This is a genomic window from Desulfitibacter alkalitolerans DSM 16504, assembly GCF_000620305.1.
In the GTDB taxonomy this organism is placed as follows: Bacteria; Bacillota; DSM-16504; order Desulfitibacterales; family Desulfitibacteraceae; genus Desulfitibacter; species Desulfitibacter alkalitolerans.
Genome location: NZ_JHVU01000021.1, coordinates 45,051 through 66,429, shown reverse-complemented (window position 1 = coordinate 66,429; position 21,379 = coordinate 45,051). Strand labels below are relative to the sequence as shown.

The window sequence follows — 21,379 nt, the reverse complement described above, 5'->3', positions numbered from 1 at the left end:
ATTATGCAGGTAGATGCCCTTGTAATAGCAGGAGGATATAATTCAGACAAACTGCAAAAATGCAGTGAAGTGGCCAAAGAGGCCTTGATTCCAATTGGGGACAAGGTCATGGTAGAATATGTGGTGGAGGCCCTGGAACATACACCAGGTATCAATAAAATTGCTATAGTGGGACCTAATGAGCTGCAAAACATTTTTGCCCATAAAGAAAAACTAATTATTGCTGAAGAAGGAAAAAGTGCCATTGATAGTGTTATTAATGGTTTGGAATTGCTTAAACCACAGGGGCGACTTTTGATTCTGACAGCAGACATACCGTTGATAAACCCACCTGCCATCTCTGGATTTTTGGAAGCCTGCCAGGATACAAGTGTTGATATCTACTATCCTATAGTACCAAGGGAGGCAAATGAAGCCAAATACCCAGGAATTAAAAGAACATATGTGACCATAAAAGATGGAACCTATACAGGCGGGAATGCCTTTCTAGTTAATCCAAACATAGTTCATAAATGCGCTGAAAAGGGAAAAAGGCTTGTCAAGCTTAGAAAAAGTCCCCTGGCACTTAGCAGCCTGATAGGCTGGAGATTCATTTTAAAGCTGGTTACTAGAAGACTAACCTTACAAGAAGCGGAGGAAAAGTTTTCAAACCTATTAGGCGTGAAAGGCAGGGCAGTAATTAGCCCATATCCAGAGATTGGTATTGATGTGGATAAGCCAAGTGACCTCCAACTTGTAAAAAGTGTAATTGAAAGGACCAGGTGTACTTATGAATAAGCTGCGCAGGGCAGAAAGGCTGTTGATTATTAGTAAAATTCTCTTTGATAATCCTGGGAAGCTATTTACATTAAACTATTTCGAAAACATCTTTAAGGTTGTGAAATCTACCATTAGTGAAGATATTACCTTTGTCAAGGAGACCCTGGAAAGGGAGCAAAAGGGGGAAATAGTAACAATAGCTGGGGCTGCGGGAGGGATTAAGTATTACCCATGGATAGAGGAAGGTGCAATAATACAATACCTGGACCAGGTGGCTGTTTTGTTAAATGATTATGACAGGATCATGCCGGGAGGTTTTTTGTACACCAGTGACATTATATTTGATCCGTACCACTCCCAGATGCTGGGGAGAATTTTTGCTACGAAATATAAGGCAGCAAATCCTGACTATATAGTTACTGTGGAAACCAAGGGAATACCCCTTGCCCTTATGACTGCCCAGGTTTTTAGGGTGCCCCTGGTAATAATCAGGGATCACAGCAGGGTAACTGAGGGGACTTCAGTAAATATTAATTATGTATCAGGCTCTACCAATAGAATCCAAACCATGTCTTTACCTAGAAGGGCAATGAAGGAGAATTCATCAGTATTAATTATTGACGACTTTATGAGGGGTGGGGGCACCATTGGCGGGTGTTTGGACTTAATGAAGGAATTTAAAGCAGAAGTCAAGGGAATTGGCGTATTGTTAAGCACCATAGAACCGGAAAGAAAGCTGGTAAAAGAGTATTATTCATTGTTTGAAATGGAAACCTTCAGCCATAATCCAGAAAATCCCTTTATTAAGCCAAATTTACAGTTAGAATTAAAAAAATAAACTACATTTTGGTAAAAATGTTTAAAATATAAAAATTTTGAGTAAAATTATAAGGAAACAAGAAGGAATTTTATGCCAGGCGAAGAATTATTAATAACTACGCTAGTAATGTGCACAAATGAAGGGTGGTGAGGGCTTGAATATTACTGATGTAAGAATTAGAAAGATTAATCAAGATGGCAAGATGAAGGCAATTGTATCTGTAACCTTGGACGATGCTTTTGTGATCCATGATGTAAAAGTTATAGAAGGTCAGAACGGTTTGTTTGTTGCAATGCCTAGTCGTAAAATGCCCGATGGTGAGTTTAGAGATATAGCTCACCCAATTTGTTCATCAGCCAGAGAGACTATCCAATCTGCAGTGTTAAAAGCATATGACGAAGCCATGTAAGAATTATCATTAGGGAGCATTTGTTGCTCCTTAATTTTTTGCTGCAACTCTCAAGATTTCTTTTTCATATGGCATATGGTATTCTTATTTTAAAAAAAACAAGTGCTAAACAGTCAGGCAGCAACGTTTTAAGGAGGAATATTAATGATAGCATCCATTGTACTTGCAGCCGGTAAGGGAACCCGTATGAAATCAAAAATCCCAAAGGTCCTGCATAAGGTTTCAGGTAAATCCCTTATATGGCACGTTTGTCAAGCGGCTTCATATATTGGCGTTGAAGAAAGTATACTAGTGGTTGGTCATCAGGCAGAGGAAGTAAAAGGGGAGTTAGGTGATAAGTACAAATATGCCTTGCAGGAAAAGCAGCTTGGTACAGGTCATGCCGTTATCCAGGCAGAGCCATATCTTAGTAAAGGGATTGATACCATAGTTGTTTTGTGCGGAGACACGCCACTTTTAACTGGTTTAACCCTACAAAAGCTTCTGAAGCATCATCAGGAAACCAAAGCTTCTGCAACAATATTGTCAGCTATTCTTTCAGATCCATCCAATTATGGAAGGATTGTAAGAAATGCCAGGGGACAGGTGAAAATGATCATTGAAGAAAGGGATGCCCTGCCCCAGGAAAGGGCCATTAAGGAAATAAATTCCGGTACCTACTGCTTCAATAGAGAAGCTTTATTTGGTGCTTTAAAGGAAATTTCACCTGAGAACAAGCAGGGAGAATACTATTTAACAGATGTTATAGAAATACTAGTAAAACGGAACCAAAGGGTGGAGGCTATAGCTGTGGAGGATCCCCTTGAAATTTCAGGAATCAATAATAGGGTGCAGCTGGCAGAAGCAGAAAAGGTATTTCAAAAAAGGGTAAATGAAAAATGGATGTTAGAGGGTGTTACCATTTTTGACCCGGAAGTTACATATATTGAAACCTCAGTAGAGATTGGCATGGATACAGTTGTGCTTCCCTTTTCCCATTTAAAGGGAGATACTAAAATAGGGGAAGATTGTATAATTGGTCCTCATACCAGCTTAGAGAATACCCATGTGGGCAGCTTTACTCATATTAATAATACAATTTCCATTGGCGCAGAAATAGGTTCAAATTGTGTGATTGGTCCCTTTAGTTATTTAAGGCCGGGCACAAAGCTGGCTGATAATGTAAAAATTGGAGACTTTGTAGAAATCAAAAAGTCTTTTGTTGATAAAAACAGCAAGATTCCCCATTTGTCCTATATAGGTGACTGTAGTATTGGGGAAAATGTCAATGTTGGAGCCGGTACAATTACTTGTAATTATGATGGTAAGGATAAATGGCAGACAGTTTTAGAAGATGGATCCTTTATAGGCAGCAATACTAACCTGGTTGCTCCAGTGACTGTTGGTAAAAACGCAACCATAGGAGCAGGATCCACAATAACCCAGGATGTTCCTGCGGAAGCTTTAGCAGTTGCTAGACAAAAGCAAAGAAATATTTTAAACTGGACTGAGAGAAAGAAAAAGTAGAATTTTAGAGGATTTTGTCAATAAATATAGAAAACTACTATGTTTATATCTTGATGTCGCGGAGGTTTAAAATGTCTAGTTTTAAGAAAAAAATTAAACTATTTACAGGTAATGCTCATCCTCGTCTCGCGGAGGAGATATCTGATTATCTGGGCATACCCCTTGGATGTGCACTGATTCAAAGATTTAAAGATGGGGAAATTTCAATTGCTATAAATGAAAGTGTTCGTGGTGCCGATGTTTATGTTATCCAGCCCACGTGCAGTCCGGCTAATGAACACCTTATGGAACTGCTAATAATGATTGATGCGCTAAAAAGGGCCTCTGCTCAAAGGATAACTGCTGTAATACCCTATTATGGTTATGCACGGCAGGAAAGGAAGGTTAAGGCCAGGGATCCCATATCTGCAAAGCTTGTGGCAAATTTAATAACTGCTGCAGGTGCTAACAGGGTGATAGCCATGGATTTACATGCCAATGCAATTCAAGGCTTTTTCGACATACCCTTTGACCATCTAATTGGTGTTCCTATTTTAGCTGAGCATTTTAAAAAGATGAGACTGGAAAATTTCATTGTTGTTTCTCCTGATATTGGAGGGGTTACCAGGGCAAGAGATTTAGCTGAAAGACTTGGGTCTGAAATAGCCATTATTGATAAAAGGAGACCTGCTCCTAACCAGGCAGAAGTTATGAATATTATTGGTAAGGTCAAGGGTAAAAATGTCATCATGACTGATGATATTGTAGATACTGCAGGTACAATTTGTGGTGGTGCAGTTGCTTTGCTTGAAAGAGGAGCAGAAAAGGTATATGCCTGCTGTACTCACCCGGTACTTTCTCATCCAGCTCTAGAGAGAATAGAAAATGCTCCCTTTGAAGAGTTTGTTGTTACAAATACAATACCCATCCAGGAAGAAAACCTGCCAAAAAAGTTAAAGGTGCTGTCTATTGCACCTTTACTGGGAGAAGCCATGATTCGCATCCATGAGCATCTTTCAGTGAGCAAGCTTTTTGACTAGAGCTTTTTATCTTGTTTTTCTTCTGGTTCAGGATTAGTGATAGTTTCTATAATTTGTTTTTCCTTCGGTTCTTGGGGATCAGTTTCCTCTAAAGAGGCTTCCTGGTGATTTTGCTGAGTATCTTCCTTTGAAGAAGTAAGGTTTTTAAGAGTGGCTGACAGCTGCTTTGACCATTTTATAGTGGAATCTTTTGTTGTGCTCCATAATTTAGCACTTGAGTCTTTGATGGTCTCTATTTTTTCTGCCAGGGCATCATCTGATATGAGAAGGGCTTCCTTTGAACCTGCTTTTGCTATTATTGCATCTCTGCCAATGGTAATAATCTGGGAAACAGGAAGCTCTGCCGTACCCTTAAAATATTTTTCAAAGACTTTGCCTGTCACCAGCAAGGACATGACTTTACCTGTTTTTACATCTAGGGTAAAATCTTCTACTGTTCCCAGGATGGAACCATCTTCAGTTATTATTCTAGCACCAAAGAGGTTGAAGTTTTGTTTCACCAGCCTTCCGGTAAGTGTGCTTTTAGATGCTTTCTCCAGGCAGCTGCTGTTTTTTACGGTTATTATTTCATCCACACTATGCACCTTGTCGTAAGGGATTATCATTTTATCCTTAAATAGGGCCTTACTTTCAATTAATAGTGCAGCAACAGTAATGTTCTCAGGGTCAATAACTAGTCCCTTTAACTTGCCAATATGTTGTCCATTCTGTAAACTTATAATTATTTTACCATGGATGTTTTTGCCCCTAAAGTTCATGACAGATCATCCTCCTTTAAGAGTCCTTTGGAAGATAATATTCACATGGTAGACGTATTATGCTAAAATTAGGTTACACTATTAAATAAATTAGTGAATTTTGAGAGGTGACAAAAATGGAAACAGTTCTAATTCAAGCCCAAATGCGTAATGAACAAACAAAAGGTTCTAATAGTAGAGTTAGAAGAGAGGGTTTTGTTCCAGGCGTATTATATGGAAAGGAAGTTGAGAATACTTCAATTCTTGTTCCCGAAAAGGAATTGGAAAAGATTATTGCTAAAAGTGGAGAAAATGCATTTGCCAAGATTAGTCTACATAAGGATAATGGTCCTCAAGAATATAATGTGATTTTAAAGGAAGTCCAAAGACATCCCTTCAAAGGCACCCTGGTACATCTAGACTTTTATCAAGTATCCATGTCTGAAAAACTTAATACAGTTGTTCCCATTTCTCTTGTTGGAGAAAGTATGGGTGCAGCAGAGGGTGGCATTGTTCAACAACAGCTAAGAGAAATCAGTGTGCGTTGTTTGCCTGGAGATATTCCAGGTTCAATTGAAGTGGATATTACTAATTTGCAAATAGGGGATAGTATAACAGCTGCTGATGTACAAACCCCTGATAAAGTAGAAATAGTTGAGGATCCTAGCACTGTAGTTGTAAGCGTGTCAGCACCAAGGGCTGAAGAAGAAGCTGAAGAGGCAGAAACTCATATTGAGGGTCCAGGTGAAGAGGCGGTTGAAGAGGCTCCCGAAGCTGAAGATACAGAGTAAAATCACATATATTCAATAAAAACCTGGTGCTAATGCCAGGTTTTTAAGATGCATGGGGGGTAAAAAAGGTGAAATTAATTGCTGGATTAGGCAATCCTGGAAAAAAATATGAAGCAACCAGACACAATATCGGTTTTATGGTTGTGGATTTCCTTGCTGATATCTGGAAATTGGATTTTAGTAAGACCAAGGAAAAAGGGCTGATAGCTGAAGGCTACCACAATCATGAGAAAATTTTATTAGTAAAGCCCCAGACATACATGAATTTAAGCGGAGTGTGTGTCGGAGGTCTAGTGAACTTTTACAAAATACCTGTAGAAAATGTTATAGTTATTTATGACGATTTAGATTTAGAGATTGGAACAATTAGAATTAGACCCTCTGGTTCCTCTGGAGGGCATAAGGGTATGCAGTCTATTATAAATCACTTAAATACTAATGAAATAATCAGAATCAAGTTAGGTATTGGCAGGAATGAAGACGCTACCATTGACCATGTTTTGGGTATTTTTGATCATAAGGAATGGGAAATAATAAAAAGAGTTATTCCCAAGGCCGGAGAGGCTGTTGAAAAATTACTGTCAGGGGACATAGAAAGGGCCATGAATTTATATAATAGAAAATATCTGGATTAGATTGTTAAACAGGAGATAAAAATGGCTTTTATTATTGCTGGTCTAATGGCAAGCTTAATGGCATGGGTTTTTGATAGATATATTTTTTCAAAGGAAGGCCTCAAGGGAGTGGTATTCTTTGGGCCTTTTGCGGAAGAGCTTTTTAAAACTGGATTAGCTTTGATTTTTAATACATCCATTATTCTTACCCACATAGTTTTTGGGTTTGCAGAAGCCGTAATGGACTATAAAAATACCAAAAAAAGCTTGGGAGCCATGGTGAGTCTTGTTTCTCACACCATATTAGGTATAATTACATATGGGTTATTTATATTATTAGGAAGTATCTACATAGCCTTACTAATTGCAGCAATAGTTCATATTTCTTGGAATAAATTTGTTATGGATATTGTTTTGCAAAAATTGTAAGGCGCCTGAGGTTATGATCGGAACTGCAGCTTACATGGGATTATGGGGTGATATTTTTGGTTTTAAGGGAAATCAGCGGAATGCTGCAAACAAATGAAGATTTTAATAATTATACAAATAATCTACGCAAGCCGGCAGTTGGCCAGTTAATACATGGCTTGACGGACAGCCAGCAAAGCTACTGGATTGGGTCTGCAGCATATGAGGTTAAAAAGCCCCTGGTGATTATTACAGAAACTGTATCTGAAGCTAAAAACATGATGTATGACTTGCTTAATTTTTTTCAAGAGGGAGAAGTAGATTATTTACCACCAAGGGAAATACTGCTCCATGGTCTTTATGCCAAAAGCTATGAGCTTACTGAGGAGAGAATAAAGGTATTATCAAGGTTAATAAAGGGAGAGATTCGCTGCCTGGTTTTGCCAATTGAGACCTTGAGTCAAAAAATGCTTCCCAGGGATGTCTTTAAAAATGCCCATATAGAGATTGAGGTTGGGACCAGCTATGATCATGTCCAGTTAATAGATAGCCTGGTTCTGCTGGGCTATGAAAGGGTTGATCTTGTTCAGGGCTCAGGCCAGTTTAGTGTCAGAGGAGACATTTTGGACATTTATCCCTTTAATTTCAGTGACCCGGTAAGAATTGAGTTTTTTGACGATGAAATTGAAACAATGCGCTGCTTTGATGCAGCTTCACAACGGTCAAAGGGGACAATCCTTAACCTTGTTATACCTCCGGCCAGGGAGCTCATTGTAGATGAGCAAAGACGTCAAAGAGCCATTGGTAAGCTTTCAAGTCATGGGGAGGAATATGTTCAGAAGCTGGCAGCAAAGGGAAAGCGAAATGCTGCCAGAAAGTTAAAAGACCTGGTTGACGAATGGCTAGGCTATCTAAAAAATGATTTATGGTCCGTTGATCTTGACAAGTTGCAGCCATTTTTTTATGAAACTCAGGTAAGCATAGTTGAATACTTTGTCAATAAACCATTAATAATGGTTTCTGAACCTATTAAGGTTTTTGAAACCCTGAAAAGACTTGAAGAAGAAAGGCTAAATAATTTAACAGAGCTCCTAGATATTGGAAAAGCTCTTCCGGGCCTGCAGGGTGCCAATTTTACCAGCCAAGAGGTAGTGGAACTCATAAAAATCCATAATGTAACCTATTTATCGTCCCTGCCAAGAGAAATACCTAATACTGAATTGGCAAACATAGTAAGCTTTACCGGGAAAAGCATACCTCCCTTTCATGGGAAAATAAAGCTACTGCTGGATGAATATAGAGCATGGAAAAAGAGAGGATATACAGTTGTCTTTACTGTCTCTTCCAGTGAAAGGGCAAACAGACTTAAGGAATATTTGTGGGAAGAAAAAATAGAAATTCCCTTTCTTAAAAAAATTACCTCCCTTGATGAGATAAATGGCAAGTCTTTTATTACCCTTGGGAGCTTTGTCAAGGGATTTGAGATACCCTCCATAAAGCTTGCAGTAATTTCAGATGAGGAGCTGTTTGGAAGGAAAAAGCATGGCAAGGTTCTAAGGACATTTAAAGAAGGAGCCAAGGTTGGTCATTATGGTGAGCTTAAAGTTGGAGACTTTGTTGTCCACGTCCAGCATGGAATTGGTAAATATTTGGGGATTGAGCATCTAAAAGTCGGTGGAGTCTACAGGGACTATTTGAATATCCAATACTTTGGACAGGATAAGCTTTATGTACCAACAGATCAAGTGGAGTTAATACAAAAATATGTAGGTGCCGAAGGGCACAGGCCAAAACTTCACAAGTTAGGCGGTACAGACTGGCAAAAGGTTAAGGGCAGGGTCAAAGAATCAGTCCAGGAAATGGCCAAACAACTATTAGAACTATATGCATCACGAGAAACCCTGGAAGGCCATGCCTTTCCACCTGATGATAATCTCCAGGAATTATTTGAAGAAGCCTTTCCATATACTGAGACCCCTGACCAGTTAAAGGCCATTGGGGATACTAAAAGAGATATGCAGAAGCCAAAGCCCATGGATAGGCTTATATGTGGGGATGTTGGTTATGGCAAAACTGAGGTTGCTCTTAGAGCTGCCTTTAAAGCAGTTAGAGATTCAAAACAAGTGGCTGTTTTGGTACCAACTACAGTTTTGGCCCAGCAGCACTATAAAACCTTTCTAGAGCGTTTTGCAGACTTCCCTGTTGTCATTGATACCCTTAGTAGATTCAGGACAAATAAGGAGCAAAGGCAAGTTGTGGAAGGGTTAGAAAAGGGCACAATTGATATTGTAATTGGTACCCATCGCCTTCTTTCAGCTGATATTAAGTTTAAAAATCTGGGCTTGCTGGTCATTGATGAAGAACAGAGATTTGGAGTTGGCCATAAGGAAAAGATCAAGCAGATTAGAAAAAATGTTGATGTATTGACATTAACTGCAACCCCCATCCCAAGGACAATGCATATGGCTCTTGCCGGAGTGAGAGACATGAGCGTAATTGAAACGCCTCCTGAGGATAGATATCCTGTACAAACCTATGTTATTGAATATAGTGATAACCTTGTAAGAGATGCAATTCGTAAAGAGTTGGACAGGGGGGGGCAGGTGTACTATATACACAATAAAATTGAGGACATAGATAGGGTTAGGATATACCTTGAAAAAATGGTGCCTGATGCATCCATAGGAGTTGCCCATGGTAAAATGAGAGAGGATGAGCTTGAAAGTGTCATGCTCAATTTTATAGAGGGCAACCATCAGGTTTTACTTTGTACTACAATTGTTGAAAACGGGTTAGACATATCCAATGTGAATACTCTAATTGTAGATGAAGCAGATAAGCTAGGACTATCACAATTATACCAGATAAGAGGAAGAGTCGGCAGGACAAATAGAATTGCCTATGCTTACTTCACATATAGAAAGAATAAGGTCCTGAATCAACAGGCAGAAAAGAGACTGGCAGCTATTAGAGAGTTTACAGAATTTGGCTCAGGGTTTAAAATTGCAAAAAGAGACCTAGAAATCAGGGGAGCAGGTAATATTCTTGGTCCTGAGCAGCATGGACACATGCTTGCAATAGGTTTTGATCTATACTGTCGACTATTAGAGGATGCTGTCAGGCAGTTAAAGGGTGAGAGGCAGAAGGAAAGGGATAAAGAGGCCTTAGAAATTGAAGTTAATGTTTCAGCATATGTTTCCAACAAATATGTACCAGATAGCAGTCAGATCATGGATATATATCAGGAGTTGGGTAACTGTGAAACCATTGAAGAGGTAAAGAACATTGAAGAAAGCCTAGTTGACAGATATGGCGAAATGCCAGTAGAAAGTAAGAATTTGATAATTCTTACAAGAATCAGGGTCATGGCCAAGCAATTAATGGTAACAAAGATTAAGCATGTAGGAGACGAGATAGAAATATGTTTTGCACCAGCTTTTAGTGTCAAGGGTGAAAAGCTTCTTGAGCTTGCAAGGGGCATGGATAGAAGGGTTTCATTCTCTGGTGCAAGGGGTCTGGTAATAAAGTTAAGGACCAATAAATTAAATCAAAAAGAGATTCTGGACCTTCTGGAAAATATTTTTCTTAAGCTGGCTGCTCTTGAAGGAAAGCACTAGTACTGTTATAATGGCACAAGACTGTATTTTATATATTAGAGAGGGTGGCTGGACTTGAAACTTAATAAACTTAAAATTATAGCAATATTGTTGATTATTGCAGTAGCTTTCATATTTACCGCATGTGGGAAAAAAGCTGAGGTAGTGGCCATTGTTAATGGAGAGGAAATAAAATCCGATGTGTTAGAGGATAGGTTAGAAAAGTATGTTAAAGCCATGGAAGCCCAAGGGCACTCATTTGAAGGGGAAGAAGGAGAAAAACAGAGAAGTGAGTTTCGCAAATACCTTCTTAGTGAAATGATTGAATATGCTTTGATTAAGCAGGCAGCAAAAGCTGAGGGTATAACCCTGGAAGCAGGTATGGTAGATGATGAACTTAAGGCAATCAAGGAATCAATGGGCGAGGAAAACTTTAAAAAGGCTTTAGAGGATAGCTTTCTTACTGAAAAGGATGTAAGAGAACTTGTAGAACAGCAGTTGATTATGGAAAAGCTGTTTAATCATGTTACCAGGGATGTTAATGCCGAAGATGAGGCTCTAAGAGAGTTTTACGAAGAAAATAAGCAGTATCTAATAACAATGAAGGTTAGTCATATCCTAATAGAGGCCAGAGAGGGAACAGCAACTGATGAAGAGAAACAAGCAGCAAAAGAAAAGGCTCAAGGATTAATTGCCAGGCTTAATGCAGGAGAGGATTTTGCAGAACTTGCAAGACAGTACAGTGATGATCCTGGTACAGCTAAAGATGGCGGAAAGATGGAATATTATTTCACAGAAAATGATGTTTACCTTGACCCCAAATTTGCCAGGGGATCTTATGAGCTTTCAGTTGGTAATTACAGCCAGGAGCCTGTAGAATCAAGCTTCGGCTACCATATAATTCTAGCAGAGGATAAAAAAGAAACCTTTGAACAGCTAAGAGAAGAAATTGAAGGCTATATACTTCATGACGAAAAGAATGCGGTATTTGATGAGTACTTTACAAAGGTTTATGCAGAAGCTGAAATAGTCAATTACCTCATAGAAAAGGAAAAGGAAAACAATAAATAACAACAAGCAAGACACAACAAGACACAGGGACGCTTCCCTTGTCTTGTTTTTGTTTTAAACTCAAAACACACTTAATCCTCATGAAAGGGGACTTTTTTTATTTTATAGTGTAACAAAATGGCTACTTTTGGTACTAATAAGTAGAATTAATTATTATATGAAAGGTGCATTTAAAATGTTAAAGATAATAATAGCTGAAGATGATCCAGCAATGCGACTAGTTTTAAAACAAGTGTTAAATGAAATTCCCAATGTGGAGATAATTGGGGAAGCGGAAAATGGTAAACAATTGATACAAATGACAAAAGAATTAAAACCTGATGTGATATTTGTGGATGTGGACATGCCGGAAGTAAATGGAGTAGAAGCAGCCAGGGTTATTTTTGAGCATAATCCCCGAGTTGCTATTATTTTTGTAACGGCCTATGACAACTATATGCAGGAAGCCTTTCAGGTTTATGCTTTCGATTATCTTATTAAACCCTTTGATCTAGAACGTATAAATCAAACAGTAAACAGGATCATTGAATTAAAAGCAGAGAGCTATCATGAGAATTTTGTGAAAGATATTTCGCAACAGTTAGATTGCCAGGGCCAAAAGTTCATGATATCTTCCAATGAAAAATGCAGCTTAGTAAATATCAAGGACATTATTTTGATAACACGGGTTGAGCATAAAACAAACATCTATACAACCCAGGGGATTTTCTCCACTTATGAAAGCCTTAAACAAATATATGAACGAGTTGACAGCAATAAACTGTTCCGTTGCCACAAAGGCTATATAATAAATGTGGGCTTTGTTAAGGAGATCACCCCATGGGGAAAGAAGACTTATAGTATAAAGATGGCCAATACAGAAGAAACTGCTCTAATAACACTTGAAAAACTGAAAGTGTTTCGTGAAAAATATTGTATATAAACTGTTTTTTATCCAAGGTAAGTTTTTTATGTGCTATCGAAATACATTCATAGGATAAAAGGACCTTTTGGTGCAATGAAAACTCCTTTTTGGAGGATATCTATATGAAATAAAGCTAAAAATACATAAAATATGAATTAAATAAAAGTTTGTTAATTAGTTTATCAAAGGACATAAGTGGAACGATAATGTTATGGCTCTGCAAAGTTCAATTGATGAACAACTCAAAGAAGAACTTGTTGAAAGACTTGGCGTAAGCAATTTAAATGCTTTGCTGGAATTGAGTTACACACTCGAGCAAATAAATAATATTTGATTGTTATCTCCTCACACGAATACCATATGGCTTTATGACCTGGTATCTGTAGAAAATAATGCAATATGCATAGCATAGCTTGGCTATGTTATGCATATTGCTCTTTCAAGGAGCGAATTACATGAAAAGGATAATATTTTTTATTTTGCTAATTTCAACACTTATGGTTGGATGTACAGTAATGAGTGATTCAGAACCCTCGATGGTAGATGAAGACCAAAATAGACTTGGTTATGTAGAGTTTTTAAATGAGAATGAAATATTCGTTCGAAAGATAAATAAAATGCCAGATAGAGAACATTATAGATTTCGTTATGTAGAGTTTTTAAATGAGAGTGAATTACTCGTTATGAAACAAAATAGAGAGAGTTTAAGAACCAAAAAAATTGAATTGCTAGACATTAATTCAGGTACTGTCAAGCAAATTTATGAAGGGGAGTTATCAGAAGATCCAGGAAATCACCTTAGTATTCTTAATGCAGACGACAATAATCTTCTAATTAGTGGTTATGAAGCCGCTTTGGTGGTTTCTAAAGATCAAGCTGCTTTTGAAGAAATTAGATTTGAAAGAGATATTTGGGCAAACGCATTCCTTCCTGATGGCAATTTGCTATGTTTTGACAATGGAAAGGTATACATTTTTGATTTAAATAGTAGAGAAATTCAACATTTACTTGACATTAGACCTGCTCAAAATTTAGTAAATTGCTGGTTTAAAATAAATTGTGATGGTACCGAGGCATTATTCGTTGCTGCCAAGGAAAATTATGATATAGAAGTATACAGGATTGACCTTGTAAATAATTCCTTCAGGCTAATCTATGATAAAAGAAGTATTGCTTTTTGGCAAAATGAAAATATTTTATTAGTACACGAAGGTATCTTCCAGGAATATCCTGCAAAACTTGACATAATGAATCACGATGATCTGACCCTGACCTCTAAAAACTATAGTGATAAACAAGCTATTAATATTATAGACATATCTAAAGATATCATTCAAATTAATGTCATTGACAAGACATCATCAGGAGATACTTACTTACAAATACTAGATATTAATTTAAATGAAATTTTAAGGATATCAAACATACGTTATATAATTGGTGGTTCAATCAGCCCGAGCAGTCGGAAAATAGCATTTATAGCATATTTGGGAGATGATGATTATCCCAGTCTATGTATTATTGACTTGGACAAACAAAACGGAAATTAATGAACAATATACTTATATAAGGAACTTTAAAAATAACAAAACAAAGATATATCTATGCCGGACACAAAGCTGAAATATTTGCTGAGTAATTGTTGAAACTACTTGCAAATCACCCTTATAGATGTCTTTGAAAAAAATCGCAATAGTATTATATCTTTATAAAATTATATGTATATAAATTATTGGAGGTAAGAAATATGAAATCAAAGTCAATTGTACAAAAAAGAGAGGCATACAATGAATATAAATATTAAGGCTCGAGCAACTATTTTAGTTTTGTGTATCCTAGTGATTTTAGTTATTTATAACCTTGGATGCCAAGCTAATAATAAAGTAAAACCCTTAAATATAATGGAATTAGATAAAATAACAGCAGAGATAGTTTCGATAACACGAGATGGTGAAATGGACATTTATACTTATCAATTGGAAAACGGAACTACTTATAGTATAAAACAAAATATAATATATTTTTCTTATCCCATAAAAATAGACAACGGATATGTTGAAAACCAATTTAAGATTGAAGCACAATATAATAAACTAGATATAAAGCCTGGTGAAAAATGGGAAGTAAAAGTTTATGTGCCTATAGTTATATTTGATAAAATTTATGATGCGGTATTAGATGAACCTCATTTAGAAATAAAAGGGTTTTTTAATAAAGTGGAAAATCATACTCAGTTTCATAAAAATTTTTAAATTTAAAAGGCTAACAAATACAAATAGTACCTGAAATTCCTGCAAGCTAATACAACTGCAGGGATTTTTATTTTGCATAGATTTTTCTTTAAAGGGCAATATAAGAAAAACAAAAATTCTTTGGCAAGGGAAGACGTATAATATCAAAAAGGAGTTGATTGTCACCAGTTCCGCTGCATATTGTTTAAACAAGTTTTTTAAGCAATGGAAAAAAAAGAATAAATGGTTGTTTATTGCTATATACTAACAATATAAAGCGCCTTACAGGCTTTAACCTTGATGAAAAGGAGGGAGAAAGAGTTAATGAAAGCTACAGGAATTGTTAGGCGAATAGATGACCTTGGCCGTGTTGTAATACCCAAGGAGATACGTAGAACCTTAAGAATCCGTGAAGGGGATCCATTGGAAATATTCGTTGACCGTGAAGGCGAAGTTATTTTGAAAAAGTATTCTCCCATAGGAGAGTTAGGAGATTTCGCTAAGGAATATGCCGATTCACTCTATGAAGCAATAGGTCATATAGCTTGTATTGCCGATAGAGATAATATAATAGCTGTTTCAGGCGCTCCTAAAAAGGAGTTTCTAAACAAACCTATTGGAGCAGCAGTAGAAAAGGTCATGGAAGAAAGAAAGTCCGTACTCATTAATGATCCTGGAAAGCATAATTTGTGTAAGGAATGTGCCATAACTGAAGATGAAGAAGACTGCAAGTTCACTTCTGAAGTGATAGCCCCTATTATTGCTGAAGGAGACCCCATTGGTGCAGTAATTTTATGCTCAAAGGAACCTGGACATAAGATGGGCGACATGGAATTGAAGCTTGCAGAAACAGCAGCAGGGTTTTTAGCAAAACAAATGGAACAATAAATGTATGAAATTTAGTATCATAATGTAGTATTAAATAGAATTAGTGGCTTTGGCCACTTTTTTTATTTCTATTATTCAAAGGTCCGTTATAAGATATTAAAAAGGGGAAAAGGCGGTAAGCATATGACGGGCCAAAATTTTTTAAAGGGTGCTTTTATCCTATCTCTTGCAGGGATTATAGTAAAATTGATGGGTGCATTATATAGAATACCCCTGGCAAGGTTAATTGGCGGGGAAGGCATGGGGCTTTACCAGATGGCCTACCCGGTATACACAATGATTCTTGCTTTATCCACAGCTGGTATACCTGTTGCCATATCAATTTTAGTGGCAGAGAAAAATGCCAGGGGAGATTATCAAGGAGGCAAAAGGGTATTTTGGGTTTCTCTTATGCTCCTTACTATAATCGGCGCCATGTTTTCAGTACTGCTCTATTTTAACTCATACTGGCTTGCCGGCAATGTATTGTATGATGAAAGGGCCTTTTATGCCATTATAGCTATATCTCCTGCCATTTTTGTAACTGCCATTGCTTCAGCTTTCAGGGGATACTTTCAAGGAAATCAAACCATGCTTCCAACTGCTTTATCCCAGGTTTTTGAACAATTAATCAGGGTTGTCACTGTACTGACTCTGGCTTACCTCTTGCTGCCCCATGGTATTGAGTTTGCAGCAGCTGGGGCTGCCTTTGGGGCTGTAACAGGCAGTATTGGGGCGGCCCTGGTCCTGATATTGTTTTACATAATATACAGGGGGAAATATGGAGTTAAGCCATCATATAGATCCCTGGGAAAAGAACCAATAATCTCTATTATGCTGAGAATTGGATTTATAGCAGTGCCCCTTTCCCTGGGGGGCCTGGTAATGCCTGTAATGCAGTTAATAGATGCAACCATAGTTCCCTTAAGGCTGCAGGTGGCCGGGTACTCTATAGCCAGGGCCACAGAGCTGTTTGGGCAGTTTTCCGGCATGGCTAACACATTAATTAATCTGCCAACAATAATTACTGTTTCCCTGGCCGTTAGTCTTGTGCCTGCAGTATCTGAGGCTCTGGCAAACAAAAACATCCGGCAGGCCAGGGCAAGGATAGGTGTTGCTATGTGGATAACCTGTTTGCTGTGTATGCCGGCAGCTGTAGGATTGTGGCTTTTGGCAACACCCATTGCAATTCTTTTGTATAACATTGCAGAGGTAGGAGGCAGTATAGCAGTACTTGCACCAACTGCACTGCTCCTTGGTTTATACCAGACTACAAGTGGTGCCCTGCAGGGTACAGGAAAGACATATTTGCCTGTTAAAAACCTTTTAGTTGGTATCATGATCAAGGCTATATTAAATTATATACTTGTTGCCATACCTGAATTTGGGATAAGAGGTGCCGGATATGCCACGGCAATAGGGTTTTCAGTTGCAGTTATCTTAAATTATCGAGATTTGCAAAAAAACATTGGTTTTGCTGTTGCATGGTATCAAACCCTTGTTGTACCATTGATTGGGGTAATAATAATGAGCTTTGCAGTATTATGGTCCTATAGTCTAATATTTAATTTGGCAGGAAATAGTTTAGCAGTTTTAGCGTCTATTTTAATAGGGGGAATAGTTTATGGTTTGGTTATACTATTTTTTGGAGGTGTTAAGGCATCAGATCTAGAAATGATACCTGGTATTGGGGCGAAACTAACTAAGATGCTGCTAAGATTTAAAATTGTGAGGCGATGAAATGAAAATAACTGTTCTGGGATTAGGCTCTGGCAGTATTGATGCACTTCCTGTGAAAAATTTAAGAATACTTGAGAGTGGAGCTCCCATTTTCTTGCGAACAGGAAAGCATCCAGTTGTTGAGGATTTACAAGTCATGGGGATAGAATATAAGTCCTTTGATAGTATTTATGAAAAGCATGATGCCTTTGAAGATGTATACACTGAGATAGTGGATATATTAATCTCAGAGGTTGAAAGAAATAAAGATAAAATAATATATGGTGTTCCAGGTCATCCCATGGTAGCTGAGGAAACAGTTGCACTCCTTATTAAAAACGCTGGGGATATTAAAGTGGATATAGTATCGGCTCCTAGTGGCTTAGAGGCTGTCTATGGAGCATTAAAAATAGACCCGTGCCATGGCCTAATTATTTTAGATGCCTTGAGCTTTGATGAAAGTAAGTTAAATCACGAGGTGCCAATTCTTTTTACACAGGTCTACAACAAAATGGTGGCCTCAGAATTAAAGCTCACATTGATGGAGCATTATCCAGATGAGCATTATATAAAGGTTGTGAAGGCTGCAGGCATACCATCACAAGAGGTTATCATATCTACCCCCTTATATGAATTAGATAGAATTGACTGGATTGATCACCTGACAAGTATTTATGTGCCGTCCATGGTGAAACAAAGGCCAGGCAGGAGGAGGTATGATGAAACAGCTGACTGTAAATATTGCCTTGGTGACCTTGTTAAAGTTATGGACAGGCTAAGGGGCCCTGACGGATGCCCATGGGATAAGGAACAAACCCACAGCTCCTTGAAAAAATATTTGATTGAGGAGGCCTATGAGGTTTTAGATGCAATTGATGACAAAAACGTGAATAAATTGTGCGAGGAATTGGGAGACTTACTACTACAGATAGTATTTCATGCTCAAATTGCCTCAGAGCAGGGTTCTTTCCATATTAATGATATAATTGTGGGAATAACTGAAAAGCTCATTAGAAGACATCCCCATGTGTTTGAAGGTTTGCAGGTTGATTCTGCCGGTGAAGTGGTAATAAACTGGGAGAATATAAAGGAAAAGGAAAAAGAAAAAGGCTCGGTCCTTGAAGATATTCCCAGAAATCTTCCTGCTTTAATGAGGGCTGAAAAAATACAAAAAAAGGCGGCCAGGGTTGGATTTGATTGGCCCAGCATTGAGGGTCCCTGGCTTAAGGTTAAAGAGGAACTGGGTGAGCTTGAAGAGGTTATTAAGCTTGATGAAGGTGCAAGGGTAAAGGAAGAATTGGGTGATCTGTTTTTTGCAATAGTAAATGTCGGCAGGTTCTTGGAACTTGATTGTGAAGAGGCGCTGCAGAGTACCAATGCAAAATTTATAAGAAGATTTTCTTACATAGAAAGACAGGTGAAGGAAAAAAAATTGACCTGGAATGAATTAAACCTTGAATATATGGATAAGCTTTGGGAAGAAGCAAAAAAAATTGATTAAATTTGACATTTTTTTCAGGAAAATTAATCTAAAAAGCAGGATATCTTTGGTATTTCTCGAATTAGCTTAAAAGACTCTTATACATATATAAACTAGGAGGGATTTAGTTTGAATAAAATGGAATTAGTTGCAAAGGTAGCAGAAGCTGCAGAGGTTACTAAAAAAGATGCAGAAAAGGCAGTAAATGCCACTTTTGCAGCAATCGAAGAGGCGTTGGCTGCTGGGGATAAGGTTCAGCTGGTCGGGTTTGGAACATTTGAGGTTAGAGACAGAGCTGCTCGCATAGGCAGAAATCCAAAAACTGGCGATGAAATTAAAATACCAGCAACGAAAGTACCTGCTTTCAAGCCTGGCAAGGCTTTAAAAGAAAGAGTAACAGGTTAAATCAAAGAAAATCAGGCGCTACTTTAGGCCTGATTTTTTCATACTATCTAGCAAATAGATAAAGGAGGGGTGTCATTGAGACTAGATAAATTTTTAAAAGTTTCAAGGATTATAAAGAGGCGTACACTTGCAAAGGAAATATGTGATGCAGGAAAGATACTTATTAACGGAAGACCTGCAAAAGCCAGCACCGAAGTGAAGCCTGAAGATGAATTAAGCTTGGACTTTGGAACAAGGATTCGCAAGGTTAGAGTGTTAGATACACCCAAAACAGCTTCAACTGAAGATGCTAAAAGCATGTATGAGGAGATTTAGTAAATAAATTCCATAAATAAAGTTAGGCCCTTCCGATAATACTAAATTTAGGTGTTAGGATAATCTAAATGCAGTATTCTAACTAAAACAGGAGGGGTTTAATGTGTTTTTAAGAAAACTACTTATACTATGCATTTTTGTGGCTTTTTTAATAAGTTTAGTGGGCTGTCCTGCTCGTAAGCCTAGTCCGTTAAATCAGAGGTATCAGGAAGAACCCAGGTTGTCTGTATATTTTCATGAAACCGGAGATGTGAGGGAGATGAAGATGGAAGAATACCTTATGGGAGTAGTGGCTGCAGAAATGGATCCTCAGTGGCCTAGAGAAGCCCTTGCTGCCCAGGCTATAGTGGCAAGAACCTTTACTTTAAAGAAAATAGAGGAAGGTGGGGTTGAACAAAGGGGTACAGATGCGTCTACTGATATAGAAGAGTTTCAGGCTTTTGATGCAGAAAGGATTAATGAAAATGTGAGGCAGGCTGTTGGAGATACACGAGGAGAGGTTGCCACATATCAAGGAAACTTAATCAACGGATGGTTTCACGCAGACGGTGGTGGGTTAACAGCAGCTTCTGCAGCTGAAGGTCTTGCTTTTACAGGGGAGGCTCCCTATATTAAGAGTGTAGAGGACCCAGGCTTTGAAATAACCCTGCCCGAAAACAAGTCATGGACTGCCAGTTTTCCAATATCCCAGGTTAGGCAGGCAGTTCAGGAGGTGACGGGTACTGATCCCGGCGAGATCAGCACTGTGGAAGTGGTTGAAAAGGGCCCATCTGGAAGAGCTACCCAGGTTAGACTGGGAGATGTAACCGTAAGCGGGCCAGGTCTAAGGCTGGCTCTTGATAGTACGGTAATGCGCTCAACCCTCTGGGATGATATAAGCATTCAAGACGGTCAGCTTGTAGTTACTGGGAAGGGTTATGGACATGGAGTAGGAATGAGTCAATGGGGTGCCAGGGCCATGGCGGAACAGGGCAGCAGTCCAGAAGACATAGTGAGGTATTTCTTTAAAGATATTCAAATAGAGGATCTCTGGGATTAAGGCAAGAAGGGCAGGTATTATACCTGCCCTTCAATAATTGGTGTAATCTGGTTTTTATTTTTATTTTTTATTCTTTCAATGGAATATAGCCCATCTGTTTCAATTTTACTAATAATACATTCTTCCCAAATACTCATTATCCTCCCCTTGTCGGTGGTAATTTGGGCTGCTATCCCGCAGCTGGAACTAATTTCCCTGGGTACAGGCCTTAATGTAAAAGTCAAGTCAGTATTGGCAAATTTTTTTTCAAAGTTTAAAGCATGATATATTGAAGGAAAGGTAATTATATATGGCATTTGGCCTCCTATAAGCTGCCTATTATACTTCATAATAAAGTTTATCAAATAAGTAGTCAACTGTTCTAAAATAAAATCTATTTTAATAACCATTAATGAAGGGGGGAAGGAAATATGGATCAAACCAGAGGGCATATTTTAGAAGTAAAGGATAGAAAATCTATCAAGATTACAGGAGTAAAGCATGTTGATAGTTATGATGATAAAGAAATAATTCTAAAAACTTCCATGGGTGATTTAATCATTAGGGGTACTGACCTGAATATAAACAGCTTAAATCTGGAAGACGGGAGCCTGCAGGTAATTGGTTTAGTAGAAAACTTCCTCTATGCGGAGGAAGCGGGTGCCCGGAGAAAAAACTTTATTAAACGAATACTCAAGTAACATGGTGGC

General features: G+C 38.0%; 22 protein-coding genes. 20 read left to right on the top strand and 2 right to left on the bottom strand.

The window, feature by feature from the left end:
* The first annotated feature begins 3 nt into the window (after positions 1–3).
* From K364_RS0101575 to K364_RS0101555, 5 genes are all read left to right on the top strand, one after another.
* A complete protein-coding gene (locus K364_RS0101575; RefSeq protein ID WP_028306562.1) occupies positions 4–777 on the top strand; it encodes a nucleotidyltransferase family protein in 774 nt (257 codons plus the stop codon).
* The gene (purR, locus tag K364_RS22480; protein WP_035267528.1) at positions 770–1,597 is read left to right on the top strand and encodes a pur operon repressor; all 828 of its coding nucleotides are present in this window, start codon (positions 770–772) and stop codon (positions 1,595–1,597) included. The genes K364_RS0101575 and purR overlap by 8 nt, the downstream gene beginning before the upstream one ends.
* A 136-nt stretch (positions 1,598–1,733) precedes the next feature.
* Positions 1,734–1,988 carry a septation regulator SpoVG gene (gene spoVG / locus K364_RS0101565; protein WP_028306561.1) on the top strand — a complete coding sequence of 85 codons (255 nt, stop codon included), beginning with the start codon at positions 1,734–1,736 and terminating at the stop codon, positions 1,986–1,988.
* Positions 1,989–2,132: 144 nt separating this feature from the next.
* Entirely contained in the window at positions 2,133–3,494 is a 1,362-nt protein-coding gene (gene glmU, locus K364_RS0101560) for a bifunctional UDP-N-acetylglucosamine diphosphorylase/glucosamine-1-phosphate N-acetyltransferase GlmU (protein WP_035267526.1), read from the top strand.
* A 71-nt stretch (positions 3,495–3,565) separates the two neighbouring features.
* Entirely contained in the window at positions 3,566–4,513 is a 948-nt protein-coding gene (locus K364_RS0101555; protein WP_028306559.1) for a ribose-phosphate diphosphokinase, read from the top strand.
* On the opposite strand, the gene K364_RS0101550 is transcribed toward K364_RS0101555, so the two are convergent.
* Positions 4,510–5,271: a PRC-barrel domain-containing protein gene (locus tag K364_RS0101550; protein WP_028306558.1), complete on the bottom strand. Its 762-nt coding sequence runs from the start codon at positions 5,269–5,271 to the stop codon at positions 4,510–4,512. The two genes, K364_RS0101555 and K364_RS0101550, sit on opposite strands and share 4 nt — an antisense overlap.
* 116 nt (positions 5,272–5,387) lie before the next feature.
* Here K364_RS0101550 and K364_RS0101545 point away from each other — a divergent pair, with 116 nt between their 5' ends.
* From K364_RS0101545 to K364_RS0101475, 14 genes are all read left to right on the top strand, one after another.
* Positions 5,388–6,041 (top strand): 50S ribosomal protein L25/general stress protein Ctc, encoded by a 654-nt coding sequence (locus tag K364_RS0101545; RefSeq protein WP_028306557.1) that lies wholly within the window; start codon positions 5,388–5,390, stop codon positions 6,039–6,041.
* Between the two features lie 68 nt (positions 6,042–6,109).
* Positions 6,110–6,676 carry an aminoacyl-tRNA hydrolase gene (gene pth, locus K364_RS0101540; RefSeq protein WP_028306556.1) on the top strand — a complete coding sequence of 189 codons (567 nt, stop codon included), beginning with the start codon at positions 6,110–6,112 and terminating at the stop codon, positions 6,674–6,676.
* Positions 6,677–6,697: 21 nt separating this feature from the next.
* Positions 6,698–7,084, top strand: coding sequence for a hypothetical protein (locus K364_RS0101535; protein WP_028306555.1), 387 nt, complete (start codon positions 6,698–6,700; stop codon positions 7,082–7,084).
* 56 nt (positions 7,085–7,140) lie between these two features.
* Positions 7,141–10,680, top strand: coding sequence for a transcription-repair coupling factor (gene mfd / locus K364_RS0101530; RefSeq protein WP_051533741.1), 3,540 nt, complete (start codon positions 7,141–7,143; stop codon positions 10,678–10,680).
* Positions 10,681–10,734: 54 nt separating this feature from the next.
* Positions 10,735–11,730 (top strand): peptidylprolyl isomerase, encoded by a 996-nt coding sequence (locus K364_RS0101525; protein WP_028306553.1) that lies wholly within the window; start codon positions 10,735–10,737, stop codon positions 11,728–11,730.
* Positions 11,731–11,905: 175 nt separating this feature from the next.
* Positions 11,906–12,652, top strand: coding sequence for a LytR/AlgR family response regulator transcription factor (locus K364_RS0101520; protein WP_028306552.1), 747 nt, complete (start codon positions 11,906–11,908; stop codon positions 12,650–12,652).
* 437 nt (positions 12,653–13,089) lie between these two features.
* Positions 13,090–14,184 (top strand): hypothetical protein, encoded by a 1,095-nt coding sequence (locus tag K364_RS0101510; RefSeq protein ID WP_028306551.1) that lies wholly within the window; start codon positions 13,090–13,092, stop codon positions 14,182–14,184.
* A gap of 237 nt (positions 14,185–14,421) precedes the next feature.
* Positions 14,422–14,886 (top strand): hypothetical protein, encoded by a 465-nt coding sequence (locus tag K364_RS0101505; protein WP_028306550.1) that lies wholly within the window; start codon positions 14,422–14,424, stop codon positions 14,884–14,886.
* A 303-nt stretch (positions 14,887–15,189) separates the two neighbouring features.
* Positions 15,190–15,753: a stage V sporulation protein T gene (spoVT, locus tag K364_RS0101500; protein ID WP_028306549.1), complete on the top strand. Its 564-nt coding sequence runs from the start codon at positions 15,190–15,192 to the stop codon at positions 15,751–15,753.
* A 123-nt stretch (positions 15,754–15,876) separates the two neighbouring features.
* Positions 15,877–17,472, top strand: a complete 1,596-nt coding sequence (locus K364_RS0101495) for a putative polysaccharide biosynthesis protein (protein ID WP_028306548.1) — start codon at positions 15,877–15,879, stop codon at positions 17,470–17,472.
* 1 nt (position 17,473) lies between these two features.
* Positions 17,474–18,952 carry a bifunctional methyltransferase/pyrophosphohydrolase YabN gene (gene yabN, locus K364_RS0101490; protein ID WP_028306547.1) on the top strand — a complete coding sequence of 493 codons (1,479 nt, stop codon included), beginning with the start codon at positions 17,474–17,476 and terminating at the stop codon, positions 18,950–18,952.
* Between the two features lie 108 nt (positions 18,953–19,060).
* Positions 19,061–19,336, top strand: a complete 276-nt coding sequence (locus K364_RS0101485; protein ID WP_028306546.1) for an HU family DNA-binding protein — start codon at positions 19,061–19,063, stop codon at positions 19,334–19,336.
* Between the two features lie 75 nt (positions 19,337–19,411).
* Positions 19,412–19,651: an RNA-binding S4 domain-containing protein gene (locus K364_RS0101480; RefSeq protein WP_028306545.1), complete on the top strand. Its 240-nt coding sequence runs from the start codon at positions 19,412–19,414 to the stop codon at positions 19,649–19,651.
* A 103-nt stretch (positions 19,652–19,754) separates the two neighbouring features.
* Entirely contained in the window at positions 19,755–20,690 is a 936-nt protein-coding gene (locus K364_RS0101475) for a SpoIID/LytB domain-containing protein (protein ID WP_035267525.1), read from the top strand.
* 17 nt (positions 20,691–20,707) lie between these two features.
* Here K364_RS0101475 and K364_RS22475 read toward each other — a convergent pair whose 3' ends face one another.
* Positions 20,708–20,986 carry a putative Se/S carrier protein gene (locus K364_RS22475; RefSeq protein ID WP_051533740.1) on the bottom strand — a complete coding sequence of 93 codons (279 nt, stop codon included), beginning with the start codon at positions 20,984–20,986 and terminating at the stop codon, positions 20,708–20,710.
* Positions 20,987–21,100: 114 nt separating this feature from the next.
* Between K364_RS22475 and yabP the strand changes: the two genes are divergently transcribed.
* Entirely contained in the window at positions 21,101–21,370 is a 270-nt protein-coding gene (gene yabP / locus K364_RS0101465; RefSeq protein ID WP_028306543.1) for a sporulation protein YabP, read from the top strand.
* Positions 21,371–21,379 lie beyond the last annotated feature (9 nt).